This is a genomic window from Tunturiibacter gelidiferens (assembly GCF_013410115.1).
Taxonomy (GTDB): Bacteria; Acidobacteriota; Terriglobia; order Terriglobales; family Acidobacteriaceae; genus Edaphobacter; species Edaphobacter gelidiferens.
The window spans coordinates 1353412-1376374 of record NZ_JACCCV010000002.1 but is presented as its reverse complement, the minus strand read 5'-3'; the positions used below and the strand labels follow the sequence as shown (position 1 = coordinate 1376374).

Annotated in this window: 21 protein-coding genes; 7 read left to right on the top strand and 14 right to left on the bottom strand. The window is 58.9% G+C overall.

What is annotated here, in order from left to right:
- The first annotated feature begins 142 nt into the window (after nt 1-142).
- A complete protein-coding gene (locus HDF12_RS17815) occupies nt 143-607 on the top strand; it encodes a PA2169 family four-helix-bundle protein (protein WP_179585544.1) in 465 nt (154 codons plus the stop codon).
- 132 nt (nt 608-739) lie between these two features.
- Entirely contained in the window at nt 740-1096 is a 357-nt protein-coding gene (locus HDF12_RS17810) for a DoxX family protein (RefSeq protein ID WP_179585542.1), read from the top strand.
- Between the two features lie 12 nt (nt 1097-1108).
- Here the strand turns inward: HDF12_RS17810 and HDF12_RS17805 are convergent, their stop codons facing one another.
- The gene (locus tag HDF12_RS17805; protein WP_179585540.1) at nt 1109-1993 is read right to left on the bottom strand and encodes an undecaprenyl-diphosphate phosphatase; all 885 of its coding nucleotides are present in this window, start codon (nt 1991-1993) and stop codon (nt 1109-1111) included.
- 229 nt (nt 1994-2222) lie between these two features.
- Nucleotides 2223-3248 carry a hypothetical protein gene (locus tag HDF12_RS17800; RefSeq protein ID WP_179585538.1) on the bottom strand — a complete coding sequence of 342 codons (1026 nt, stop codon included), beginning with the start codon at nt 3246-3248 and terminating at the stop codon, nt 2223-2225.
- Nucleotides 3249-3432: 184 nt separating this feature from the next.
- On the opposite strand from HDF12_RS17800, the gene HDF12_RS17795 reads away from it, so the two are divergent.
- Complete coding sequence (locus tag HDF12_RS17795) at nt 3433-4620, top strand: tetratricopeptide repeat protein (protein ID WP_179585536.1); 1188 nt, start codon at nt 3433-3435, stop codon at nt 4618-4620.
- A 6-nt stretch (nt 4621-4626) separates the two neighbouring features.
- Entirely contained in the window at nt 4627-6423 is a 1797-nt protein-coding gene (locus HDF12_RS17790; RefSeq protein WP_179585534.1) for a chloride channel protein, read from the top strand.
- Between the two features lie 144 nt (nt 6424-6567).
- Here the strand turns inward: HDF12_RS17790 and HDF12_RS17785 are convergent, their stop codons facing one another.
- From HDF12_RS17785 to HDF12_RS17765, 5 genes are all read right to left on the bottom strand, one after another.
- Nucleotides 6568-7593 carry a threonine ammonia-lyase gene (locus HDF12_RS17785; RefSeq protein WP_179585531.1) on the bottom strand — a complete coding sequence of 342 codons (1026 nt, stop codon included), beginning with the start codon at nt 7591-7593 and terminating at the stop codon, nt 6568-6570.
- Nucleotides 7594-7649: 56 nt separating this feature from the next.
- Entirely contained in the window at nt 7650-9905 is a 2256-nt protein-coding gene (locus HDF12_RS17780; RefSeq protein WP_179585529.1) for a patatin-like phospholipase family protein, read from the bottom strand.
- A gap of 218 nt (nt 9906-10123) precedes the next feature.
- The gene (locus HDF12_RS17775) at nt 10124-11791 is read right to left on the bottom strand and encodes a ribonuclease J (protein ID WP_179585527.1); all 1668 of its coding nucleotides are present in this window, start codon (nt 11789-11791) and stop codon (nt 10124-10126) included.
- Nucleotides 11792-11902: 111 nt separating this feature from the next.
- Complete coding sequence (gene rpiA, locus HDF12_RS17770) at nt 11903-12613, bottom strand: ribose 5-phosphate isomerase A (protein ID WP_179585525.1); 711 nt, start codon at nt 12611-12613, stop codon at nt 11903-11905.
- 200 nt (nt 12614-12813) lie between these two features.
- Complete coding sequence (locus HDF12_RS17765; RefSeq protein ID WP_179585523.1) at nt 12814-13527, bottom strand: DUF4386 domain-containing protein; 714 nt, start codon at nt 13525-13527, stop codon at nt 12814-12816.
- 92 nt (nt 13528-13619) lie between these two features.
- Between HDF12_RS17765 and HDF12_RS22470 the strand changes: the two genes are divergently transcribed.
- Nucleotides 13620-13742, top strand: coding sequence for a hypothetical protein (locus HDF12_RS22470; RefSeq protein ID WP_257025718.1), 123 nt, complete (start codon nt 13620-13622; stop codon nt 13740-13742).
- A gap of 239 nt (nt 13743-13981) precedes the next feature.
- Here HDF12_RS22470 and HDF12_RS17755 read toward each other — a convergent pair whose 3' ends face one another.
- Together HDF12_RS17755 and HDF12_RS17750 are read right to left on the bottom strand one after the other, a co-directional pair.
- Nucleotides 13982-14470 (bottom strand): zf-HC2 domain-containing protein, encoded by a 489-nt coding sequence (locus HDF12_RS17755; RefSeq protein ID WP_179585519.1) that lies wholly within the window; start codon nt 14468-14470, stop codon nt 13982-13984.
- On the bottom strand, nt 14467-15024 hold the full coding sequence (locus HDF12_RS17750; RefSeq protein WP_246374179.1) for an RNA polymerase sigma factor: 558 nt from the start codon (nt 15022-15024) through the stop codon (nt 14467-14469). The genes HDF12_RS17755 and HDF12_RS17750 overlap by 4 nt, the downstream gene beginning before the upstream one ends.
- 326 nt (nt 15025-15350) lie before the next feature.
- Between HDF12_RS17750 and HDF12_RS17745 the strand changes: the two genes are divergently transcribed.
- On the top strand, nt 15351-16736 hold the full coding sequence (locus tag HDF12_RS17745; protein WP_179585516.1) for a dihydrolipoyl dehydrogenase family protein: 1386 nt from the start codon (nt 15351-15353) through the stop codon (nt 16734-16736).
- Nucleotides 16737-16983: 247 nt separating this feature from the next.
- Here the strand turns inward: HDF12_RS17745 and HDF12_RS17740 are convergent, their stop codons facing one another.
- The 3 genes from HDF12_RS17740 to HDF12_RS17730 form a co-directional block, all read right to left on the bottom strand.
- A complete protein-coding gene (locus tag HDF12_RS17740; RefSeq protein WP_179585514.1) occupies nt 16984-17829 on the bottom strand; it encodes a 2,3,4,5-tetrahydropyridine-2,6-dicarboxylate N-succinyltransferase in 846 nt (281 codons plus the stop codon).
- A 52-nt stretch (nt 17830-17881) separates the two neighbouring features.
- Nucleotides 17882-18802, bottom strand: a complete 921-nt coding sequence (dapA, locus tag HDF12_RS17735) for a 4-hydroxy-tetrahydrodipicolinate synthase (RefSeq protein ID WP_179585513.1) — start codon at nt 18800-18802, stop codon at nt 17882-17884.
- Nucleotides 18803-18920: 118 nt separating this feature from the next.
- Nucleotides 18921-20171, bottom strand: a complete 1251-nt coding sequence (locus HDF12_RS17730) for a pyridoxal phosphate-dependent aminotransferase (RefSeq protein ID WP_179585511.1) — start codon at nt 20169-20171, stop codon at nt 18921-18923.
- Nucleotides 20172-20638: 467 nt separating this feature from the next.
- Between HDF12_RS17730 and HDF12_RS17725 the strand changes: the two genes are divergently transcribed.
- Nucleotides 20639-20905 (top strand): hypothetical protein, encoded by a 267-nt coding sequence (locus HDF12_RS17725; protein ID WP_179585509.1) that lies wholly within the window; start codon nt 20639-20641, stop codon nt 20903-20905.
- Nucleotides 20906-20966: 61 nt separating this feature from the next.
- Here HDF12_RS17725 and HDF12_RS17720 read toward each other — a convergent pair whose 3' ends face one another.
- Together HDF12_RS17720 and dapB are read right to left on the bottom strand one after the other, a co-directional pair.
- A complete protein-coding gene (locus HDF12_RS17720) occupies nt 20967-22250 on the bottom strand; it encodes an aminopeptidase (protein WP_179585507.1) in 1284 nt (427 codons plus the stop codon).
- Nucleotides 22251-22271: 21 nt separating this feature from the next.
- Complete coding sequence (dapB, locus tag HDF12_RS17715) at nt 22272-22958, bottom strand: 4-hydroxy-tetrahydrodipicolinate reductase (protein WP_179585505.1); 687 nt, start codon at nt 22956-22958, stop codon at nt 22272-22274.
- Nucleotides 22959-22963: the final 5 nt, after the last annotated feature.

Below are 22963 nucleotides of genomic sequence, written 5' to 3'. Positions count from 1 at the left end.
GCGGTCCTTAGAACCGGTTGGCAGGGGAGCGGGATTTTCGCGATTTCTCCAGCTTGCCGTCGGCGGAGGAGAATCGCGCACAACCGACGGACCCTGCTCCAACCGCACCCCGAACCCACTTCACCCAAGATTGAGGTCCATAATGCCGACAGATTCAGGTAAGCAGAACGAAATGCACCGCGCTCTCAACTCCCTCATCAGCACCCTTCTCGACAGCCAGAAAGGCTTTGCCGACATCGGCGAACATCTGAAAGAAGACACTCTCAAACGTTACTTCCTCGCCGAATCTCTCAAGCGCGCCAGCTTCCGCGGCGATCTGGAGGAGGTCCTCCATCAGAACGGCGTACACGACATCAAAGAGTCCGGCACGACCGCCGGCACCCTCCACCGCGTCTGGGGAGACCTGAAAGCCAAGCTCGGCGGCGGCGACCACACCCTCCTCGAGACCGCCGAACAGGGCGAAGACGAGGCCAAGAAGGCCTATGCCGACGCTCTCAATCAGGATCTTCCGCTCCCCGTCCGCCAGCTTGTTGCAGAGCAACAGGCCCACGTCCTCACCTCTCACGACTACGTGAAGAGCCACCGCGACGCACTCGTATCCAAATAACCAAGGCGATGCAACTCGACGATGGGCAGCAGGGTTCGTCCCCGCTGCCCATATTTTTTGTTTTGTTGGCGTCAATAATTGTGCTTCTGTAGATATGCGTCAAGACAGGCGCAAAGAGGGAAGTGATTCAACATGATCGGCCGCATCCTCCTCGCCTCAATCTTCCTTATCTCCGGCACTCTTCACTTCCTGGCCCCCGACGTTTACCTCCGAATCATGCCGCCCTACCTACCCGCGCACACACTTCTAATCCACATCAGCGGTGCGGCGGAGATACTTGGCGGCATCGGCCTGCTCATCCCCTGGACGCGCCACGCCGCAGCTTGGGGTCTGGTGGTTCTGCTCATCGCCGTCCTTCCAGCGAACATCTACATGGCAACGTCGCACATGCGCTTACCCGGCATCATGGGCCAAAGCTGGGCGCAGTGGCTACGCATCCCTCTGCAAATCCCACTTATCTACTGGGCTTGGCTCTACACGCGCCGATAGCCGATAGACGGTCTAATACCCGGCGCGATACAGCCCAAACACCACCACGGACGCCACCAGGCAATAGATCCCGAAGAGGTACCATCTGCCCTCTTCCAGCCAGCTGCTCAACCACCTCAACGCCAACAGTCCTGCCAGAAATGCAAACACAGCACCAAGCAACCCCATCACCATGCTTCCGTGCAAATCAATCGGCACCCCCGCCGCCGTCGCCTCATGGGATGCCTTCATCAGCCGCAGCACCTCGCGTCCCACCGCTGGAGGAGTCAGCACAACCGCGAGCGCAAAGCTGAACCGCTCCGCCCGCTCTTTGCTCGCCCCCGTCAACATGCCCGTCGAGATCGTAGCTCCCGACCTCGAAAATCCGCGGAACGGCAGGCACAAGCCCTGAATCGCACCAATCCAACCCGCCTGCCGCATCGTCACGCTGTCGCCATAGACCTTCTCGTGCGCGCCCATGCGCCGTTTCTCCATCAGGCCAGCCAGCAGAATCAGCAAACCAGCCGCCGCCAGAGCAGGAGCAATCAAATCCAGCCGCCCGAAGAGCAACTCGATCTCTCCCTTTGAAGCTCCCTTGAACGCAGTCTTCTCAATCACTTTGATGATCACTTCGCCAATCACTGCCGTCAGCAGCGAAGCCCATACCAGCCGGATCAGAAATCGCTTGAACGCATCGCCACTCGAAAAATAGGTCTTCTTCCACTGGTTCCAGAAGTAAACAATCACGGCGAACATCGTGCCTGTATGCAGCATCACCAGCAGCAGTGTCATCTGCGGCGTAGTCGGGTCCAGCCCCAACAGCTTTTCAGCAACTACAACGTGAGCGGAGCTCGAGACAGGCAAAAGTTCAGCGAGCCCTTGCACGATGGCAAGGATGATGACATGAAGAATCGACATGCATCCATCCTAAAGCGTCCGCGTGTGTAAACGGTAAACAAGATAGGTCCTGCCGGACGGGCCCACTGCGCGTGGAGCGGTCACTTCGTGACTTGTACCGCTTCGCTTGGCGCTCCCGTTGGTCGTGAAGGAAGATGATTCCGACCAACGGGAGGACGACGCGAAGCTTTAAAAAGGCGTGCGAACGCCCGCCCCACGCGTAGTGAGCCCGTCCGGCAGGACATCGCCTCTAGTCCCGATCACTCCCATAGATCGCGATCCCCTGCGAAACCCGAAACGCAATACTAGCCCCGCGCGCCGCAAACTCCGACTTCGGATATCGCGCCTTTAGATCCATCGCCAGTGCCTGCGTCCTCTTCGCCGCCTCGTCCGCCCGTTTCTTGTCCTCCTGCACCTCGTACATCGTCACCACCACACCCTGCCGATACACCGCGTTATACATCGCCTCCGCAGCCTTAGGTCCATCCGCATACTGCTGCGCATACTTCAAATAAAGCCCCGTCTCCATCTCCGGACACTTTGGCAGCCCCTGCCAGTCCCCACACAGCTTGTTGTCCAGCAGATCGAACGCCGCGCGCGCCGCAAACTCGCTCCCCGGATACGTCTTCATCACCTTCTTCAACTCTCCCTCATAGATCTGCGGCCGCAGATAGGCCTCCTGCTCCTTCGCACTCGGCAGCGTGCTGATATCGACCTTATCCAACTGCCAGCGAATATCCGCTGCCCGCCACGCCGCCTCAGCCGCCAGCGGCGAGTCCGGAAAGTACTCCGCCACACGCTTATAAAGTAGGTGAGCCGCCCCAGCCGCCCCCTTAGGCGCATGCGGCCGCTCCGCCTCATCTTCAAAGTTCGCCGCCGACCCAAACAAAATTACATCCCCACCCGCCGTCCCAGGCCCCAGAATCCCTTTATCCCGAATCCAACCCGACGCCGGTGTTACATTTGCGTCCTCGCCAAACTCAGGCTTGTTGCGATCGTCCTCATTCGCATCGTCGTTAATATCGGTATTCGCAAACACCTTCACCCACGGCCCACTCCGCTCAACGATCTGCACCTCGTGTCCCGGCGTTACCAGCGAAAGCTTCTGCGCATCTGCATCTGACGCAACATACACATTCGCATCATGCAGCACAGTCGCAATGGCCGCCCTGTCGTAGTTCGGTCTCTTCTTCTGCCCCATCGCAGCGGCGCTCGTTATCAGCACAGCCGTCCCAACACCCATAGCCGCACATCGCCTGATAGAAAAAATCCGCATAGTCCTCACTTCGACGCCGCCACAATCCGCAGGGCAGCGAGATACGGTCCAGTCTAAACTTTTGCTCCTCGACGAAACGAACCAACATCCGCCATGACTCCACAAACTGCGCCACTATCTCTGTGCGCATCAAACCCATAGACTAAAGAAAGACCATGCAGCAAGATAAAAACGTGCAAATCGCATGATGACACTGCAAACGGAAGACTATTCGAGCCTCAAGCGGAAGTTGATCCTCCGCGACACCCTGACCTTTCTCAGTCTGCTGCTCGTCACCATCGTCCTGTTCCTCCTTACGTTCTTTCTCTTTCGCTCCTTCACCACTCATCGCGAAGAGCTCGCCCAACGCTGGTCCGCACGAGGCCAGACCGCCATCAACGCAGGCCATCCCGATCAGGCCATCGTCGCCCTCCGCACCGCCCTCTCCTACGCCCCCGGCCAGCGCTCCTGCGAGCTCCTCCTCGCCCAGGCCCTGGGCGACGCCGGCCACACCGAGGAGTCCTTCAACTACTTCCTGGGCCTATGGGAGACTCAACCCGGCGACGGCTTCATCAACCTCAGCCTCGCCCGCCTCGCCGCAAAGAAGAACGAGGTACAGCCCGCCATCAACTACTACCGCGCGTCCGTCTATGGCACCTGGGAGGGAGACGGAGTCGTTCGCCGCCGCGAGGTCCGCCTCGAGCTCTCGCGCTATCTCATCGCGCATCAGGACTTCAGCAGCGCCCGCACCGAACTCCTCATTACCGGAGGCAACGCGCCCGACGACGTCCCCCTCGCCATCACCCTCGCACAACTTCTCGAGCAGGCCAAAGCCCCTCACGACGCCTTGACCTACTACCGGAAGGTCCTCGCGCAGGAGCCAGAAAACCAGATCGCCCTCCAATCCGCCGCTCGCCTCGAATACGACTCCGGCCACTTCGACGAAGCTCACCGCCTCATGGAACAGGCCATGCACCAGCAGGAAAACTCCCCCTCCACCCACGAAGCAACAACCCTCGCCGACAAGCAGATGCTCGAAGACTCCAAACGCATCCTGGAACTAGCACCCCTGAAGAAGCTCCCCGACAACGAACGTGTCACGCGCATCCTAAAAGCCCGCGCCCTGGCGAAGAAGCGCTTCGACGCCTGCAGTACCCAACTCTCTGCCGCCAGCGGCCTCTCCACTCGGCTGCAGGATCTCACCACGAAATGGGCCAGCAAAGACGCCACCAGCAGCCGCTCCGCCCTCCTCAACGACCCCACTCAGCAGGACGCAACCCTGCAACTCATCTTCGACACCGAGACCCAGACCAGCAAAATATGCTCCGCTCCCACCGGCGACGACGCGCTCCTCTTGCAACTCGCCCAATTTCCAAAAGCGATGGAGCCCTAAGCGAAGATGGAAGATCAAACAGCAATAGCGGAGACTGAACCAATCGCACCCAGCACTCTCCGCGAAGACGTGATCGCCCGCATCGCTCCCGGCCGCGAAGAGCGCGTCTTTCTTCTCCTCTCCATCTTCATCGGCGTCGTCTCCGGTCTCCTCGTGGTCTCCTTCCGCATGGCCATCGAGTGGCTCAGCGTCCTCCTGCTCGGCTCGTCTCCAAACCCGCATCAGCCGCGCCTCCTCTACGTCCCCGCCGCCGCCGGCCTAGTCATCGCAGTTCTCACCCGCTACGTCTTCCCCAAAGTACGCGGCAGCGGAATCAACCAGACCAAAGCCGCACTCTACATCAGTAACGGCTACATCTCCTTCCGCACCGTCATCGGCAAGTTCCTCCTCTCCGCCCTCGCCATCGGCAGCGGCCACTCCCTCGGCCCCGAAGACCCATCTCTCCAGATCGGCGCCGGCGTAGCCTCCCTCATAAGCCGCCGCTTCGGCATGTCGAAGGAAAAACTCCGCATCTTCGCGCCCATCGGAGCCGCCGCCGGACTCGCCGCAGCCTTCAATGCTCCCATCTCCGCCATCCTCTTCGTCATCGAAGAGGTCATCGGCCAATGGAGCGCCGCAGTCCTCGGCTCCATCGTCCTCTCCGCAGTCGCCAGCGTCGTCGTCGCCCGCTCCTTCTGGGGCGCGCAGCCCATGTTCCGCATCCCCGTCATCGATCTCCGCGACTCCCGCGAGCTCCTCGCCTACGCCGCCCTCGGAGTCGTCGGCGGTTTCGCCTCCCTCCTCTTCGCCAGGGCCCTCAGCTATCTCCGCCCCAAACTTCGCAGCCAGCCTCAATGGTCGCAGCTCCTCCAACCCGCCGCGGCCGGACTCCTCGTAGGAGCCATCGGCTACTTCGGACTCGTCCAGGTCATGGGCGCCGGCTACCAGGCCATCGACCAGGCCATGCACGCCCAGTTCGCCTGGAAGATGCTCCTCCTCCTCGCTCTCTTCAAGATCATCGCCACCACGCTCTCCTTCTCCAGCGGCACTCCCGGCGGAATGTTCGCACCTACACTCTTCATCGGAGCCATGCTCGGCGCCGCAGTAGGCACCTTCGAAAAGATCTACTTCCCCCACCTCACCGGCACCATCGGCTCCTACGCGTTGGTGGGCATGGGGGTCCTCTTCGCCGCGTTTCTGCGCGCCCCCCTCACCTCAGTCTTCATGGTGCTCGAGGTCAGCGGCAACTACTCCATCGTCCTGCCCGTCATCCTCGCCAACACCATCGCCTACCTCATCTCCCGCGTCCTCCAGCCCGTCCCCATCCTAGAGCAGTTCACCCACCAGGACGGCCTCGATCTCCCTTCCATGGAAGAGCTTCGCGAAGAGAGCAACCTGCACCTCGAAGACGCCATGCAGCCTGTCACCGTCCCCATCCTCCAGGGCAGCGAAACCATCGTTGACACTCTCAGATCCCTAGCCCAATACGAAGACCTGAATTCCATCCCGGTCTTCCTCGTTCACTGCACCGATGGCCTCTGGTACTCCGCAAGAAGAGAACAGCTCGAAGCGCTCACCCAGACCCCTTCCGCCGACCCGCTCGAAGATCAATCCGCAGCCACACCTGCACCCACAGCCGCAACATTAGCCGAACATCTAGGCCCGGAACGCACTCCCGTCCTCTTCCCCGACCAGCCTCTGTCCAGCGCACTCCCACACTTCCAGCGCTGGCCTCTCCTCCCCATCACCAACCGCGCCATGCGAGGCTCCCTCGAAGGCGTAGTGTCCCTCCATGACGTCCTAACCCGCTACCAAAAACACTAAGTCGATCCCGACCAACGGGAGGACCGAAACAGCAGTGTCTGCACGACCGGTATACAAGTCACGAAGTGACCGCGCGAACCGGGGTCCCCGCAAACAGGTCTTCGTTTGTGGGGTGGCCAAGCGTAGCGGGCCCGTCCGGCAGGACTAAGCCTTCGCAGCCAACTCCCCCTCCAACTGCTCCCGCAGCGCCGGCTCCAGATTTCCCCCACTCAAAATCACCGCTACCTTCTTCACCTTTGGCAACTCCTCTGCATGAAACAGAGCCGCCGCCAGCGTCACCGCCCCACTCGGCTCCGGCACCAGCTTTGTCGCACGCAACATCACCCGCATCGCCGCCAGTATCTCCTCTTCCGACACCGTAACAATCCCATCCACAAACTTCATCACATGCGCAAAGTTCAACACGCCCATACTCTGCGTCCGCAGCCCATCCCCAATCGTCCGAGTAGTCTTCGCCGCGGGCCACTCCACCAGTGTCTTCGAATAAAAACTCTCCTTCGCATCCGCCGCCAGCTCCGGCTCCGCGCCCCACACCTGCACCGCGGCGCTCACCAACCCAGCCTGCGCCGCCAGCTTCACCGACGTAGCCGTCCCACTCAGCAACCCACCCCCGCTCACCGGAGAGATCACCAGCTCCACACCCGGCAGCTGCTCCGCAATCTCCAACCCGCACGTAGCCTGCCCCGCGATAATCTGCGGAGCGTCATAGGGCGGAATCATCGCATACCCCAACTCCGCTACCAGCTCTTCCGCCTTTGACCTCCGCTCCGACGAAGCCGGTCCCACCTCCACAATCTCTGCACCAAGCGCCCTCGTAGCCGCCTTCTTCACCTCCGGAGCATTCGAAGGCATCACAATCACGGCCTTCGCCCCCAGCGCCCGCGCGGCATACGCCACGCCCTGCGCATGGTTGCCACTCGAATAAGTAATCACCCCACGCCGCAGAGACTCAGGTGACAACTGCGCCACCATGTTGTAAGCCCCGCGCAGCTTGAAGCTCCCAATCGGCTGTTCACTCTCCGCTTTGATATAGAGATCAAACTCCGGCTCCGGAAACTTCCCCATCCGCAACCGAGCCCGTTCCACCCGATAAAGCGGCGTCCTCACTGCAATCCCAGCAATCCGTTCTTTCGCCGCCCGAATCTCCTCCAACGTCACAAACTCACTCATCAACCCACATCTCCTCAGCTCATCGCCGCAGAGATAATACTATCCGCCCAGCCGAACTAAAACACTCTCCCCAATCCAAAGAACCACTTGCGATGATCGCTGTCACCTATGCTCCCACCCCCATAAAACGGACCCAGCAGCGTCTTCACCACCACTGCGCCTGAGATGTCGTTTGGCAGAGTCGGTGTCCCCGGAGCCGCGTTCCAAACCTTCCCAATCTCATAAAATCCCGCCGCATAGATAGAATCGCCAATCACCGGATTCAGCTTCGTCAGCCGGTACAGATAGCCCGCCTGCCCCAGAAAATAATCGCTCCCCAGCAGCTCTCCGCGATCATACGCACTCAGCCGCAGCGCGCCGCCCAGCGAAAATCCTGCCAGCCCGAGGTTCGTCGCTCCGAAGCTCGTTCCTCCCTCCATCGTGCCGAAGATAATGCCCTTCTCCCCCACCGGAAGAAAATGCGCAACCTTCGAATCCCATTGCGAGTACCCACCCTCGCCAAACGGCCTCTGCGTCGAGTACGCGTACCGTGTCAGCAGCTCCGACCCTCTGGTAGGAACCTGCACATTATCCTGCCCCAGATACTGAAATCGCACATTGCTCACAAATGGAGTCAGATGAAAGATCTGCTCAATCGGCTGCCCCACCCGCAGCGTCTCGCCATACCACTGGTAGTCCTCGCCCACTCGCAACTCAGCCTTCGAGCTGAACCGATACCCAAGGTCGACCCCAAACCCATTCCGCTCCTCGGTGTACTGCGACAGCTCCTGGCTCCCCGAGTAAAACGAATCAATCGTGTGCGTATAGTAGGCTCGCGGCGCAACAAAGTACCGCTTGCCCACAATCAACGGCTGATACAACTCCCCGGCAATCCCCGCCACCTGACCGATCGATGCATCCACCCTCACCTCAGACCCCGGCCCCGTCAACCCGAAGAACGTAGCCCGTCCACCCAGCCCAAGCTGAATGTCATTCGAGTCATTGGACGCAAGCGTCAGGCCCACATTCAAAAATGGCGGCCCATAGTTTGTCAGCCGCGGCCGCACCAGCAACCCCGTCTTGTCCTTCTCATCGAGCAGGTTGTAGCTGATGCTCGAGTACGTTCCCGTGCCCTGCAAGTCCGCAATGGTGCTGTTAATCCTGTCCGGATCGACAGGTTTCCCGACATACTTCGTGAACTCATTCGCAACCTCTGCCCGCTGCGCCCCTTTGAGCCCATACACCGTTACAAACTGCGGCACCGGAACCCTTGTCCGTCGCCGGGCATCCCGCTGCGCCACATACGCCTGCCAGTCAGCATCGTTCAGCGCGTACTTCTCCAACTCCGCCGCATGCTCCTCCGCCACCTTCACGCCCTGCGGAATAATCTCCGCGCTCTTCTCAAACTCGCTGGAGCTGAACTTGCTCACGTCGACCTTCAGCAGAACATTCGCGTCTTTCATGCTCTTCAGCTCATTGGCCGCGACCATGATGGATAGATTTCTTCCTGCTACTCCAACCAGCGAATTGAAACTCGTCTTATCCACCGGCCCCGTGTCCAGATACACGGCAATCACGATCTCCGCGCCCATTCCCCGCGCCACATCTACCGGCAAATTATTCACCGCAGCGCCATCTGAAAAGACTTCGTCCCCATGAGCCACCGGTGCGAATACCCCTGGGATCGACATCGTCGATCGCATCGCCTGCGCCAGAGATCCATCCTTGAAAACATGCTCGTGGCCCGTCGTAATATCCGTGGCTACGCAGCGGAAGGGAATCGGCAGATCATCGAAGCTCTTCAAATCGTAGTAAGGCAGCATCGTCCGATCCAACAGCAAGCCCACCCCCGACCCTGAATTCAACCCGTTCGGCAGGCTCAATCCATGCTTCAGCCCAAACTGCAGCCGGTTAGGGAAAGCGAGTCTGTCCTCTTTGCGCCGATAGCTCAGCGCAGGAAACGGAACCTGCCCGCTCAACACCGCCGGCCAGTCGATTCCCCCAACAAATGTCTCAATCTCCTGCGGGCTGTTTCCAGACGCATACAACCCGCCTATCAGGCCGCCCATGCTGGTTCCGGCAACATCGTCCACTGGAATATGATGCGCCTCCATCCACTCAATCACGCCGATATGCGCAAAGCCCAGCGCCCCGCCGCCCTCCAGCACCAACCCAATCCTGGGCCGCGTCGGCGGCTCAACCACCGGCTTCTGCGCCTCAGCCGCTCCTGCGAATGTCGCCGCGATCGCGATCGTCGCGAACATCCACCGGTAAAACAGAGAGACACCTTGCCTGACACCGCGCATCGCTACTCCCTGAGAGGCTTCGTTCACTCTCCAGCAACTAACCGTTCGCGCTGATCCTACTATCCCCGCACCCTCATCTCGACCGCTAACTCAAAGGGGTAACCACCGCTCTAACCCGCATCAACACTCGCAAAATCAGATCTCGAGTAGTCGTTCTCGGTCTGCAACCACTCCTGGCAGACCGAATCAAGACGCAAAAAAAAAGCGCCCCGCCAGGAGCGCCTTTTCGTCTTCCTACAGACTCGTCAGATCTCCAGAATCACCGGCATGATCAAAGGCCGCCGGCTCGTGCTCTTCTGGATATACCTCTTCAAATCGTTCCGAATCTTCTCTTTGATCACGCCATAGTCGGCCTTCTCCTCCGATGAAGATCCTTCCAGCGTCCGCTGCACTACCTGCCGCGCCTCACTGATCAAACCCTCTTCTGTTGCGATCGCCATACCGCGGATCACAATCTCAGGCGGATTCTCCAGCAATCCCGTCTGCTTATTGATCGCAATGATCGGCAGCACAATGCCATCCTCGCTCAAATGCTTCCGGTCGCGAATGACAATGTCTTCCACCACATCCGTCGAGGTCCCGCCCGAATCGATGCACACTCGCCCGACCGTAACCTTTCCGGTCTTCGTGGCAGAGCCCTTATCGAACTCCAGAACCTCGCCGTCTTCCATCAAAATCGTCTTCTCGACCACGCCCATCGACCCCGCCAGCTCCGCGTGACGCTTCAGGTGGCGATAGTCTCCATGGATCGGAATAAAGAACTTCGGACGAACGAGATTAATCATCAACCTCAGCTCCTCCTGGCTCCCATGTCCGCTCACGTGGATCAGCCCCGACTGTCCATCATCATGGATCACCTTTGCATCGCGCCGCTCCAAGTGATCAATCATCCTGTAGATCGACTTCTCATTTCCCGGAATCACCCGCGAACTCAGCAACACCGTATCGCCAGCTTCGATATGCGCAAATTTGTGGTTGTTCACCGCCGCCCGGCTCAGCGCACTCATCGGCTCACCCTGCGTACCGCTGATCATGATCAGCAACTTATTCGCAGGAAAATCACGAATCTGTCCCGGATTGATCACCAAGCCCTGCGGCAGATCCAGATACCCAAGGTCCTGCGCAATCTCGGTCGAGTTATCCAGCGACCGTCCAATCACCGCGACCTTGCGCCCATGCTGATGCGCCAGCTCCATCGCCAGCCGAATCCGATGAATCGAAGATGAGAAGCAGCTGAAGAAAAGCTTCTTCTTCGTCTGCGAAAAGATCTCATCCAGCTTCGGCCTAACAGCCCGCTCACTCGGCGTATATCCATTGCGATCGACGTTAGTCGAATCCTGCAGCAACGCCAGCACACCCTGCTTGCCCAGCTCCGCAAACGCATGCAGATCGAACGGCTTGTTATCCGGCGGCGACAGGTCGATCTTGAAGTCGCCCGTATGCAGCACCACGCCCACTGGCGTATGAATCGCCAGCGCCACGCAGTCCACCAGCGAGTGCGTCACCCGGATCGGCATGATCGAAAACGGCCCCAGCGTAATCCGATGCCCGGGAATCATCTCGTTCAAATCCGCGTCATCCAGCAGCCGGTGTTCTTCCAGCTTGCCCTCAACATACGCCAGCGTAAACTCGGTCCCATACACCGGAACATTCAGTTCAGACAGAATCCACGGCAGCCCACCAATGTGGTCTTCGTGTCCATGGGTCAAAAGGATCGCGCGAACCTTCTCGCGGTTTTCAGTCAAATAGCTGATATCCGGGACAACAATGTCCACACCCAGCAACTCTTCTTCAGGAAACATCAAACCGGCGTCGATGACAATAATGTCATCCTGCCAGCGGAGGGCCATGCAGTTCATACCGAACTCGCCAAGGCCACCCAGCGGAATCATCTTCAATTTATCTTGTGCCATCAATAGTTAAGCTTACCATCGCAAGCTCAACTGCCCTTGGCAACGAGGCAAACAAGGCATCTTCACCGCCCGAAATGACATGCGATCAATTGTCAACGCCCGATGAATCGCCTATCCCGCCGCCTCCAGAACCTCGATCCCCTCAAGGCCACCAATCACCACCTTGCTCGCCATCCCCAGAAACAGCCCGTGCTCCACGACCCCAACCGTCCCTTTCAACTTCGCCGCCGCCTCATACGCATCGAAGCCAACCTGCGGCAGCTTGCAATGCACAATGTAGTGCTTCCCATCGGTCACATAGGGTTTGCCATCATCCGTCACCCGCAACTCAGACTCAAACCCGAGATCCTGCAGCCGCTTGATCGTCGTCTCATAGCCAAACGGCACCACCTCAACCGGCAGCGCAAACACCGCCCCCAGAGTCTTCACCAGCTTTCTCGGGTCCACCGCAATAATCAGCTTCTTACTCGCCATCGCCACAATCTTCTCCCGCAGCAGCGCCCCGCCATGCCCCTTGATCAGATAAAGCGTCCCTTCCTGCACCTCATCCGCGCCATCGATCGTCAAGTCCAACTCCGGCAGATGCGCAAAGTCGCTCATCGGAATCTTCAACTCCAGCGCCAGCTTCTGCGAGGCCTCAGACGTAGCAATCGCCTTGATCCGCAATCCCTCCGCAACCCGTCGCCCCACCTCTTCAATCACCAGCGCCGAGGTAGACCCCGTCCCCAGGCCCACCGCCATTCCATCTTCAATCTGCGACGCCGCCCACACCGCAGCCCGGCGCTTAGCTGCATCGGTCGAATTGCTCTCAGGAGAACTCATGCCTTCCTTGATATCACGGGAAGCAAAAATCTGCACGACACCGCCAACAAGTCAGGGACGAGCCGGTTAGATGAGCGCATCGCCCTGTTCTCGTCAGCTGAAAATTACTTCCGGTTTGCCCGTCATTCACGCGCCATGCATGACGGCACTCTTCTCACCTTCGACGAAGGGCATCATGAGACGTCAGTGATCGGATGGACTCAAGAGACTACGGTCGGCTCCCGGACCTTCCAACCCCTGATCCAGAGCCAAAGGGTGAAGAGTACTTCGCCGAAGGCCGTGATGAAAGTGAAGTCAAGGTTGGCATTCGGAAGAACGTATGGCCCCAAGCCGGCAATCATCCAGCCCAATCCAGCGATGAACAACGCAATCCCCAATATCCACGGAATATAGCCGGAGCGGTACACCAAATAGCCCAGTAGAACCAGATGAAGCCCAAAGATGATCAGGGACACGGACCATTCGTAATGGAACGAATGGAGCTGAAACCACACCTGTGCCTGCAGCGGGCCGGAGCCGAAGAGGGTGAGGTAATACGGGGTGACGAGGAGATGGTAGACATTCAGCAAGCTAAACACGCTGCAGAGAGCACCGGCGGCGTAGACCAGCTGGCACCACGCGGTTAGCAAGGACAGCGCTCTGTTGACCGGTGCGAGCAGGACATACAGCGCCCAGGCAATGATGACGTCACCGATAAAGCTGATGATGTAACAGAGTATGGCGACAGCAAAGAGGCCAGGGTGGGCGGAGATATTCTGCATGGTTTGAGCGGCGTTGTTCGCAGCCACCAGCTTCGGGTAAATGGAAAACTCAGCGTAGCTGACAGGATTGAGCAGGTAGGCGAAGCCGGCGACCACCGCTGCCTGACGCAGTGTGACGCCGTCGTAAGATTTTGCAGCGGATACCGGCTTCATTGGCTTGCTCCTTGCGACGGGTTTGCGGTGAGTGGTCCTTGAGTTGAGTTCGGTGGGAATTGCGCAGTGCCGCACCAGGAGCAGAATCGCTGATGGTTCGAAACAGTCATGCCGCAGTGGGCGCAGGTCGCGGCGATCGGCTGACGCAGGACAAAGTAAAGAAGAAATCCGAGCAAGTGAGGAAACAAGGCTGCGACCAGAACCCAGAGGACTGACCGCATATCGCGCCGCCGAGCGTCCGCATACACGAACCCGAGACACAGAAGCCAGATAGCGCTCACGATGCCGAACACTAAGGCAGCGCTGCCATACGCGGACATTGTCCGCAACACAGCGCCCTGGTCAGAGGCCTTGTATCCCATAACCAGCCCGACCAGCAACATCCAGCCCATAAGGACCCAAGCCCAAGGCCGAATTGTCTTCGGAACAATGTTCAAAAATTGACGGAGGTGTTTCATAAAATCCTTTCTTCCCGGTGAGTGCCGGCTTTCGATAGCAAAGGCAATAGCGGAAACAGCAGTAAGAAACAAAGAGAGGGCACAATCCAGAAAGCGAGCAGCCCCTGCCGCACCTGCATGCGCTGTATATCGAAGACAGAAGCGATCAGGCCCCCAAATTGCAGATCGACGAATGAGCCGCCCATTGTGAGTACGACGGCGGCAACGCTGATCAACGCCCATCGCCGGCGGCCTGGCTGCGCGGCCTGGACCTGCTGCGCAGGCAGCCTGAGGGACGCGAAAACCCTGGCATTGAGGTTTGGATCCACCTCGAAGGAAAAACCGCCGAGGCCCGCGATAACCCTGTTGCTGGCGCTGAGATACTCCTGGCATGGAGCGCAAATGTCAAGATGCTCGCGAAGAGATTGTTCCCTCTCAGCCGAGATGCTGCCCGCCAGACTCTCGTCGATCATTTGCTGGAAACTTTCGTGGTGGTCAATGTTCATGCTGTTTCTCCCTCGAACTGCGGCCGCAGCGTTGCCAACCCTCGATAAATTCTTGAAGCGACGGTAGAGACCGGCGCTCCCACAACGACGGATATCTCCTGTAGCGATAAGTCCTCTTGAAAGCGCAGCACGAGGGCTTCGCGATAGACGGGTTCCAGGGTTTGCAGCGAGCGAGCAAGCCGGTCAGCATCTTCTGTCCGCGCCGCAAGCGTGAATGGCGAAGGCGAATTGGACGCAGGCGCTGGCCGAACACCACCATCATCATCGTCTGAGTCCAGACTTAAATTCCGCCGCTTACGCATGGCATCGACAGCAATATTGCGTGCGACCCTGAAGAGCCAGGGCTCAAAGCGGGAGTGTCCGTCGTAGGAGGAGCCTCGCTCAAGAACGCGCAGCCAAGTCTCCTGCACCAAATCGTCAACCCCGTCGCGTCTGCCCAACAGGTAAATGAGATAACGAACAAGTCGATATTGGTATTGCTCGACCAGCGCCTCAAGGACAACGACATTTCCCTGGCGCAACCCAAGCGCGATTTGTTGCGTATCGCTCTCCATTGACGCCCTCGAAGTCAGCCCATAATCGAACATACGTGGTGTATACGAACCATGGGGCCGGAATTACGAAAAGGCTCGAATCAGCGGCAATTGGGAACTCGAAACTCGCTTCTTGCCAGTCAAATAGTATTTCCTGGCGATGGTCGGCCACTTGGAAGTTGGCCGATTTCCCGTTTCAGTTTATGCAAAATCCCCAAAGCACTCATCGATTGACAGCTGGGTACCTACAAATCAACTGACGGGACGCGATAATGTAAGCCATCTGCGACCTCGGGTGCATCTGAGAAATGCCCCGATTATTAGTTCAATCGCAACGGAGATCTCTCATGTCCACGCCCGAACAGTACGACGCAATCATCATCGGCAGCGGAGAAGGCGGAAAATATCTAGCCTGGCACCTTGCCTCCCAGGGCAAGAAGGTCGCCAACATCGAAGACAAGCGTCTCGGAGGAGCCTGCCCCAACATCGCCTGCCTCCCCAGCAAGAACGTCATCCACTCCGCCAAGGTCGCCTCCTTCTTCCAGCGCGGCGCAGAGTTCGGAATCGTCCACGGCAAATGGCACGTCGACATGGAAGCCGTCAGCGCCCGCCGCCAGCGAATGATCGATGGCCTCCGCGACATGCACCTCAACAACTACGCCAAATCCAAAGCCGAGATCGTCATGGGCTTCGGCCGCTTCCTCGCCGAAAAAACCGTCGAGGTCGCCCTCAACGCCGGTGGCACCCGCACCCTCCGCTCCGATTACATCTTCCTCGACACCGGCTCCCGCGCCACCATCGACCCCATCGCCGGCCTCGCCGAGTCCGCCCCAATGACCCACATCGAAGCCCTCGAACTCACCATCCTCCCCGAACACCTCCTCGTCCTCGGCGGAGGCTTCATCGGCCTCGAGCTCGCCCAGGCCATGCGCCGCTTCGGCTCCAACGTCACCATCGTCGAGCGCAACCCAACCCTCGTCCATCGCGAAGACCCCGACGTCACCGAAGCCCTCCACCAGCTCTTCGCGGACGAAGGCATCGATATCGTCACCAACGCCAGCGTCACCCGCGTCGAAGGCACCTCCGGCAAATCCGTCATCGTCCACCTCGGCGACGGAGCCAGACTAGAGGGCACCCACCTCTTAGTCGCTACCGGTCGCACCCCCAACACGCAAAACATGGGCCTCGACCTCGTCGGCATCAAGACCACCCCCTCCGGCCACTTCCAGGTCAACGACCGCCTCGAGACCACCGCCCCCGGCGTGTGGGCCATGGGCGACTCTGCCGGCTCGCCCCACTTCACCCACATCTCCTTCGACGACTTCCGCATCATCCGCGACAACCTGGCCGGAGCCAACCGCACAACGAAGAATCGGCACGTCCCCTCTGTCACCTTCACCGACCCTGAGCTATCCCACGTAGGCCTCACCGAAAACGAAGCAAAGAAGCAGGGAACAGCCTACCGCCTCGGCAAAATCCCCATGGCCGCCGCCCTCCGCACTCGCACCCTCGATGAAACCCGTGGCTTCATGAAGGTCCTCATCGCCCCCGACGATCGCATCCTCGGCTTCACCGCCCTCGGCCCCGGCGTCGGCGAACTCCTGCCCGTCATTCAACTTGCCATGTCCGCAGACCTGCCCTACACCGCCGTCCACAACCTCATCCTCACCCACCCCACCCTCTCCGAAGGCTTCATCAACCTTTTCAACACCGTCCCAAAGAAACCCGCTTAGCAACCAAACCCAAGCGAATCACTCCATCCCGACCAACGGGAGGGCCACCTCAGATCCTTTATCACAGCAAGGTATACACGCCACGAAGTGGCCGCCCCACGCGTAGTGGGCCCGTCCGGCAGGACAGCGCTCACAAAAAATAAACTTCAAAAACGTGGCGTATTTTTCGACATCCAAAAAGCAGCATTTAAAACACCACATCAGCCACACAAAACACCACAAACTCACCACGATTTACCACCACAAATCACCGCAAAATCTCCTCTAACACCAAGGAAAGCTCCGTTTTCTCGTCCCGATATTTAACAATCACCGGAGCCGCCAAACTAAGCCCCCACTCCGCGCCCTTGCCCTTCGAAACCGCCCGCGACCCCGGCACCACCACCGCTCCTTCAGGAATCACCAGCGGCATCTCCGCCGTAGCCTTATAGATCTCGCCCTTCACCAGGTCATACACCGGCGTCCCCCGCGTCAACACGGTTCCCGCCGCCAGCACCGCGCGCCTGCGCACCACGGTTCCCTCGTAAACACCAGTGTTTCCGCCAATCAAGCAATCATCTTCAATAATCACCGGGCTAGCATTCACCGGCTCCAGCACTCCGCCAATCTGCGCCGCCGCACTCAGGTGCACCCGCTTACCCACCTGCGCACAACTCCCCACCAGCGCATGCGAATCCACCATCGTCCCCTCATCCACATAAGCGCCCACATTCACGTAAGAAGGAGGAATCAACGCAACCCCCTTAGCCACATAGGCCCCACTCCGCGCACTCACCCCACCCGGCACCACGCGCACCCCATCCGCAACCACAAATCGTCGCACCGGATACGTATGTTTATCAATAAACCTCAGCGTCTCACCACCCATCTCCCGCATCGTTCCAATGCGAAACCCCAGCAAAATCCCGCGCTTCACCCACCCATTCACCCGCCACCCCAGCGGCACTGAAGCATCCGGCTCAGCCGCCCGCAACTCGCCAGCCTCCAGCTTCCCGCGCAACTCAAGAAAACACGCCTCCGCCTCAGCACTCCCAATCGCCGCCGCACCCTGCGCAAACCAATCCTCAATCCGCTCCTGCAAATCTCCGTTCAAAACGCACTCCTCATCTCTCTCATCTCATAACTATCAGACATCTGCATGCAGCCTAAAACATTCGCAGATCTTCACCCGAAGACGGAACGCTCACCAGCATTCCCAGCTCACCCACAATCCGCTCCAGCCGTCTCCGCGTCGCATCCGACACCGGCACCATCGGCAACCGCAGCACATCCTCGCCGCGCCCCAGCATATGCAGCACCGCCTTCACTGGAGCGGGACTAGCCTCCCAGAAGTGCGCCTGCATCAGCCGGAAGAACTGCCGGTTGATCCGCCTCGCATCCACCCAATCGTTCTCCAGCGCAGCCCCCACCATCCGCGCCATCTGCCCCGGAATCACATTCGAAGCCACCGAAACCAACCCCGCCCCACCCAGCGCCATCACCGGCAACGCCAGCCCATCGTCGCCAGCAAACACCTTGAAGCTCCGCGGAGCTGTCGTCAGCAGCTCGGTAATCTGCGCAATATTTCCGCTCGACTCCTTCACTCCAATCACATTCTTCAACTCCGCCAGCCGAAGCACCGTCGCCGGCTCCAGGTTCGCACCCGTCCGCGAAGGAATGTTGTACAGCAGCACCGGCAGTTCTGTCGCCTCCGCAATCGCTCGAAAGTGCTGATACTGCCCCTCCTGACCAGGCCGATTGTAGTAGGGATTCGCAGACAAAACGCCCGTCAACCCATGCACCTGCGACAGCTTCTGCACCCGCGCCACAGCCTCGTGCGTCGAGTTATGCGTGCATCCCGCAAACACCGGCACCCGTCCCCCCGCCGCAGCAACCACGACCTCGATCGCCCGCAACCACTCGACTTCAGTCAAAGTTGAAGCCTCGCCGGTCGTCCCACAAGGCACAAGAAAATCGATCCCGCTCTCAACCTGCCACAGCACCAGCGCACGCAGCGCAGGTTCGTCGACGCTGCCGTCCCTGCGAAAGGGAGTCACCAGCGCCGTTCCACAACCCATCAATTCCATAATGACTGCAAGTTTACCGCGTCAGCGGTGTTGATTTCAGAACATCCGTCCCCGCCGCTCCGCAAAGCAAAAAAAAGCCCCGACGATCTCTCGCCGAGGCTCAACACTTTTTACACGACTAGCCTCGATAAAGCTCCGACGGCACATGGAACTCCGGCATATGCAGCGCCGCCGCTCCGTTCGCCGCGCCCGCCGGCATATCCATGCACTTCACGAAAGCCGTCTGGAACTTCGCCATCTCTGCCTTCGTCCCCACCGTCACACGCACATAGTTCGGCATCGCCGACCAGGTCCGCCCAATCGCAACGTTCTCCTTCAGCATGGCGTTTTGAAACTCCTTCCCAGGGCGTTTCACATCCACCATGAACATATTTCCCTGAGACCCCGGAATGACCTTGTATCCGTGTTTGGCCAAAAACTCCACCGTCTCCGTACGAATATCTGCGTTGATCTTCTTGCGCAGCGGCACAAGGTCCTTGTCCTGCAAACTTGCACGAGCAGCAGCAGCGCTCGTAATTGAGACGCTGGCCAGGCTCTGGCTAGGCCCACCAACATTATTGAAACGGTCAATCAAATCAGGTCTCGCCACGACGAACCCCGCCCGCAAGCCAGCCATCCCATAGATCTTCGAGAACGTCCGCATCACAATCACATCTTTATCCTGGTTCACCAGGTCGATGCATGACTCGTCATTCGAGAAGTGATGATAAGCCTCATCGATGATCACCACCGACCCCTTCGGCTTGTTATTCACCAGCCACACGATGTCTTCCTTAGGCGTCATCGTCCCTGTCGGGTTATTCGGATTCACAATGTAGTAAGCGCCAGGCGAAGGATGCGCCTTCAGCATCGCCTTCACGTCATGGGCATAGGTTGCAGTCAGCGGCACCGGATACTTCGGCGCCTTCATCACCTCAGCCGCGCGCGGCCCCTGTTCATAACTCGGATCGCCGTAAACCAGCGGCTTGTCCGGGCCAAGGTTCGACATCAACGCCAGATCCAGCGGCCCGCTCGATCCAGGAAACAGCGCCGAATAATCCTTCTTCAACCCAAACTCCCCATTGAAAACATCGATCGTCTTGACGTATTCATCCCAGTGATAACGGCCGCCCTGCACGCCCATGCTACATATCGCCGTCAACGCGGACTGTGCCGGTCCCAGCGGATTCTCATTCGAACTGATCACGACGGTGTCAGCCGACAGCGGCTGCATCCCACGCGATCCACTTCGTCGGCCCGCCTGCCCTGCGGGCGCAGCAGCAGGTGCGATCGCGGCAAAGGCTGGAAAAGAGGTAGCGGCCGCCGAGGCTGCACCAACAATGCGCAGAAACGATCTGCGGGAAACGCCTTGCGTCATATCGGAATTCATAGAAGTTCTCCTCGAAAGTCGATTAGTAGAGATGCGACACCGCGGCAACAGAAGGAATACGCCTACTGAGGGAACGAATAAGCTAAAGGTCTCCCGCAAACCAGATCGTCTTGCCGGAACTGCTCTTTGAGAACTTGGATGTTTGGACGAACCGCAGTGCGGTTGAACATCAATCTACAGCGAATTTCCTGCGAATGCGAGGAAAATTTCCTGAATCGATCCGAAAAACCGGGTGGAACTTCTCCGCGATCTGTCTCGTAGTCCTGCACGACCAACGCTGACCGCACCTGCGAAAGCTCGTAAATCGAAACTCGGAGTCTAGATGCCAGACATAGCCGGTTCCTCATCTTCATGGCAGCCGCGTCTCTTCTGTTTATTGCCGTCCTCTTGTTTGTCACTCGTAAACGAAAGACAAGCCCAACTCGAGGGCACTTCTAACCCTTGCGACAATCGTAGTGGTAGCAGGAATGGTCTTCGCGAGATATTCCCATCTCTGGTTCCACACACTCCCGTGGCAGATCTACTACGGCCTCCCAGCCCTGGTCACACTCACCCTAGCGCCGCTTGCTTTGCGAATGTCCCGCATCGAGATTTGCCAGTACGTCCCTATAGCGTTTCTCATGGCGCCTCTGATCCACGTTGTCTTCTCCCTGCTCGTCGGATGGCACGACTACATGCCCTTCCCCTTCTACATCCCCTCGCTAGCCGAGTTTTTCGGAAGCCGAATCCGCTGACCGGTTCAAGTGGACACTGAGAAGCCCGGTTAGCCATAGAGCCCACATAGGCTCAACCCGGCTAAACCCACTCACCCTTGCGCATCAACGGCTCGGCTGTTCCATCGGCGGCCACACCATCCACATCCATCTCACCCGACCCAATCATCCAGTCGACATGGATCAAACTGGCATTCGCGCCCAGCGCCGCCAGTTGCTCCGCATCCATCTTTTCGCCGCCGATCAAGCACGTCGAATAAGCCTGTCCCAGCGCAATATGGCTCGCCGCATTCTCATCGAACAGCGTATTCCAGAACAGCACCGCACTCTGCGCAATCGGCGACGAGTGCGGCACCAGCGCCACCTCACCCAATCGTCGCGCCCCATCGTCCGTACTGATCAGACGATTCAACACATCCTCACCAGCCGTCGCCGTGGCCTCGACAATCCTGCCGTCTTCAAATCGCACCGCAATATTTTCAATCAATGTCCCCTGGTGCGACAGTGGCTTGGACGCCCTGACCGTCCCATCCACGCGGTCCTTGTGCGGAGTCGTAAAGCACTCCTCGGTAGGAATATTCGGCTGACAATAAATCCCATTCCCCGCAGTCGTCCCACCACCGGCCCAAAGATGATCATCCGCCAACCCAACGGTCAAATTCGTCGTCCCACCTTGCGATTTGAAGTGCAACGCCGAAAACCGCTTCGCATTCAGCATCTCCATACGCTTCTTCAGCCGCGCACCATGCTCCTGCCACTCAAGCACCGGATCATCCACCGCCACGCGTGAGGCCACAAAGATCGCCTCCCAAAGCTTCGCAACTGCGACCTCCACCGGCTCGCCCGGAAACACCAGCTTCGCCCACTCCGGCGTCGCACACGCAACGATCGTCCAGTTGATCTCGTGCCGCGTAATCAACTCCATCACCGGCTTACCCGCCTTCGACGCCGCAACATTGGCCCGCGCGACCTTCGCCGGATCCTGCTTTGCCAGCAGCGCAGGGTTAGTCCCCGCAATCGCCAGCCGCGCCGCCCCGCTCCGGAATCCCTCTGCAATCCCATCCTGCAGCCACTTCGGCGCATAGTCGAAGCTCGCATCCGCACCATACTCGAACCGCGCCAGCACACTCGGATCATCCGCATAGAATGTTGTCACCAGCAGCGCCCCTGCTTTATACGCGTGTTCGGTGATCCGCCGCACCAACGGCAACGCCTCCATCGGAGCGGACATGATCAGCTCCTGTCCAGCGCGCAAGCCCAGCCCGACCTTCACCGCGACCTCTGCCAGCCGATCCAGCTTCTCTTCAAACGTGAGATCTGCGAACTTCATCACTGGCGACTTTGAAACCATCTCCGCAACACTCATAACATCTCCTCGCAACACCAACTAAATCTCGTTAAAAACACTCTGGAAGTCGTAGCATCCGGACCGCGACGACAACCACTCCGCTGCTCGCACCGCGCCCTCGGCAAATCCCCGTCGCGAAAACGCCTCATGCGTCAGCACCAGACGGTCTGCGTCGCTCGCAGCAATCAGCGAATGCAGTCCCATCACATCGCCGTCACGCTTCGACTCAACCGGCACCGCAGTCGCACCAGTCGCAGCCTCCACAACCTTAGACAAACTTATCGCGGTGCCAGAGGGCGAATCCAGCTTGCTCGCATGATGCGTCTCCGCGATCGAAAACGCATACCCCGCCTTCTTCAGATCTTCCCCCATCGTCTTTGCGAGGCGCAGCATCACCTGCACACCGATGGAAAAGTTCGTTCCATACAACAATCCCGCCTGTTTCCGCTCCGCCAACGACTTCATATCCGTCAGCTTGTCATACCATCCCGTCGTCCCAATCACCATCTTTGCGCCCGTCGCCAGGCAAGCCCGCATATTCTGAACCGCCGCCTCTGGCGTAGTGAAATCAATAACCACATCGAACCCCGAAACAAACGGTGGTGTCAGCGCCGAGGCTCCCGCATTCTCCTTCGCGTCCAGCACATTCACACTATGCCCACGTTCCGCCGCAACCGATGCCACCAGCTTGCCTGTCTTCCCCATCCCCAAAACCAGAACCCGCATGTATG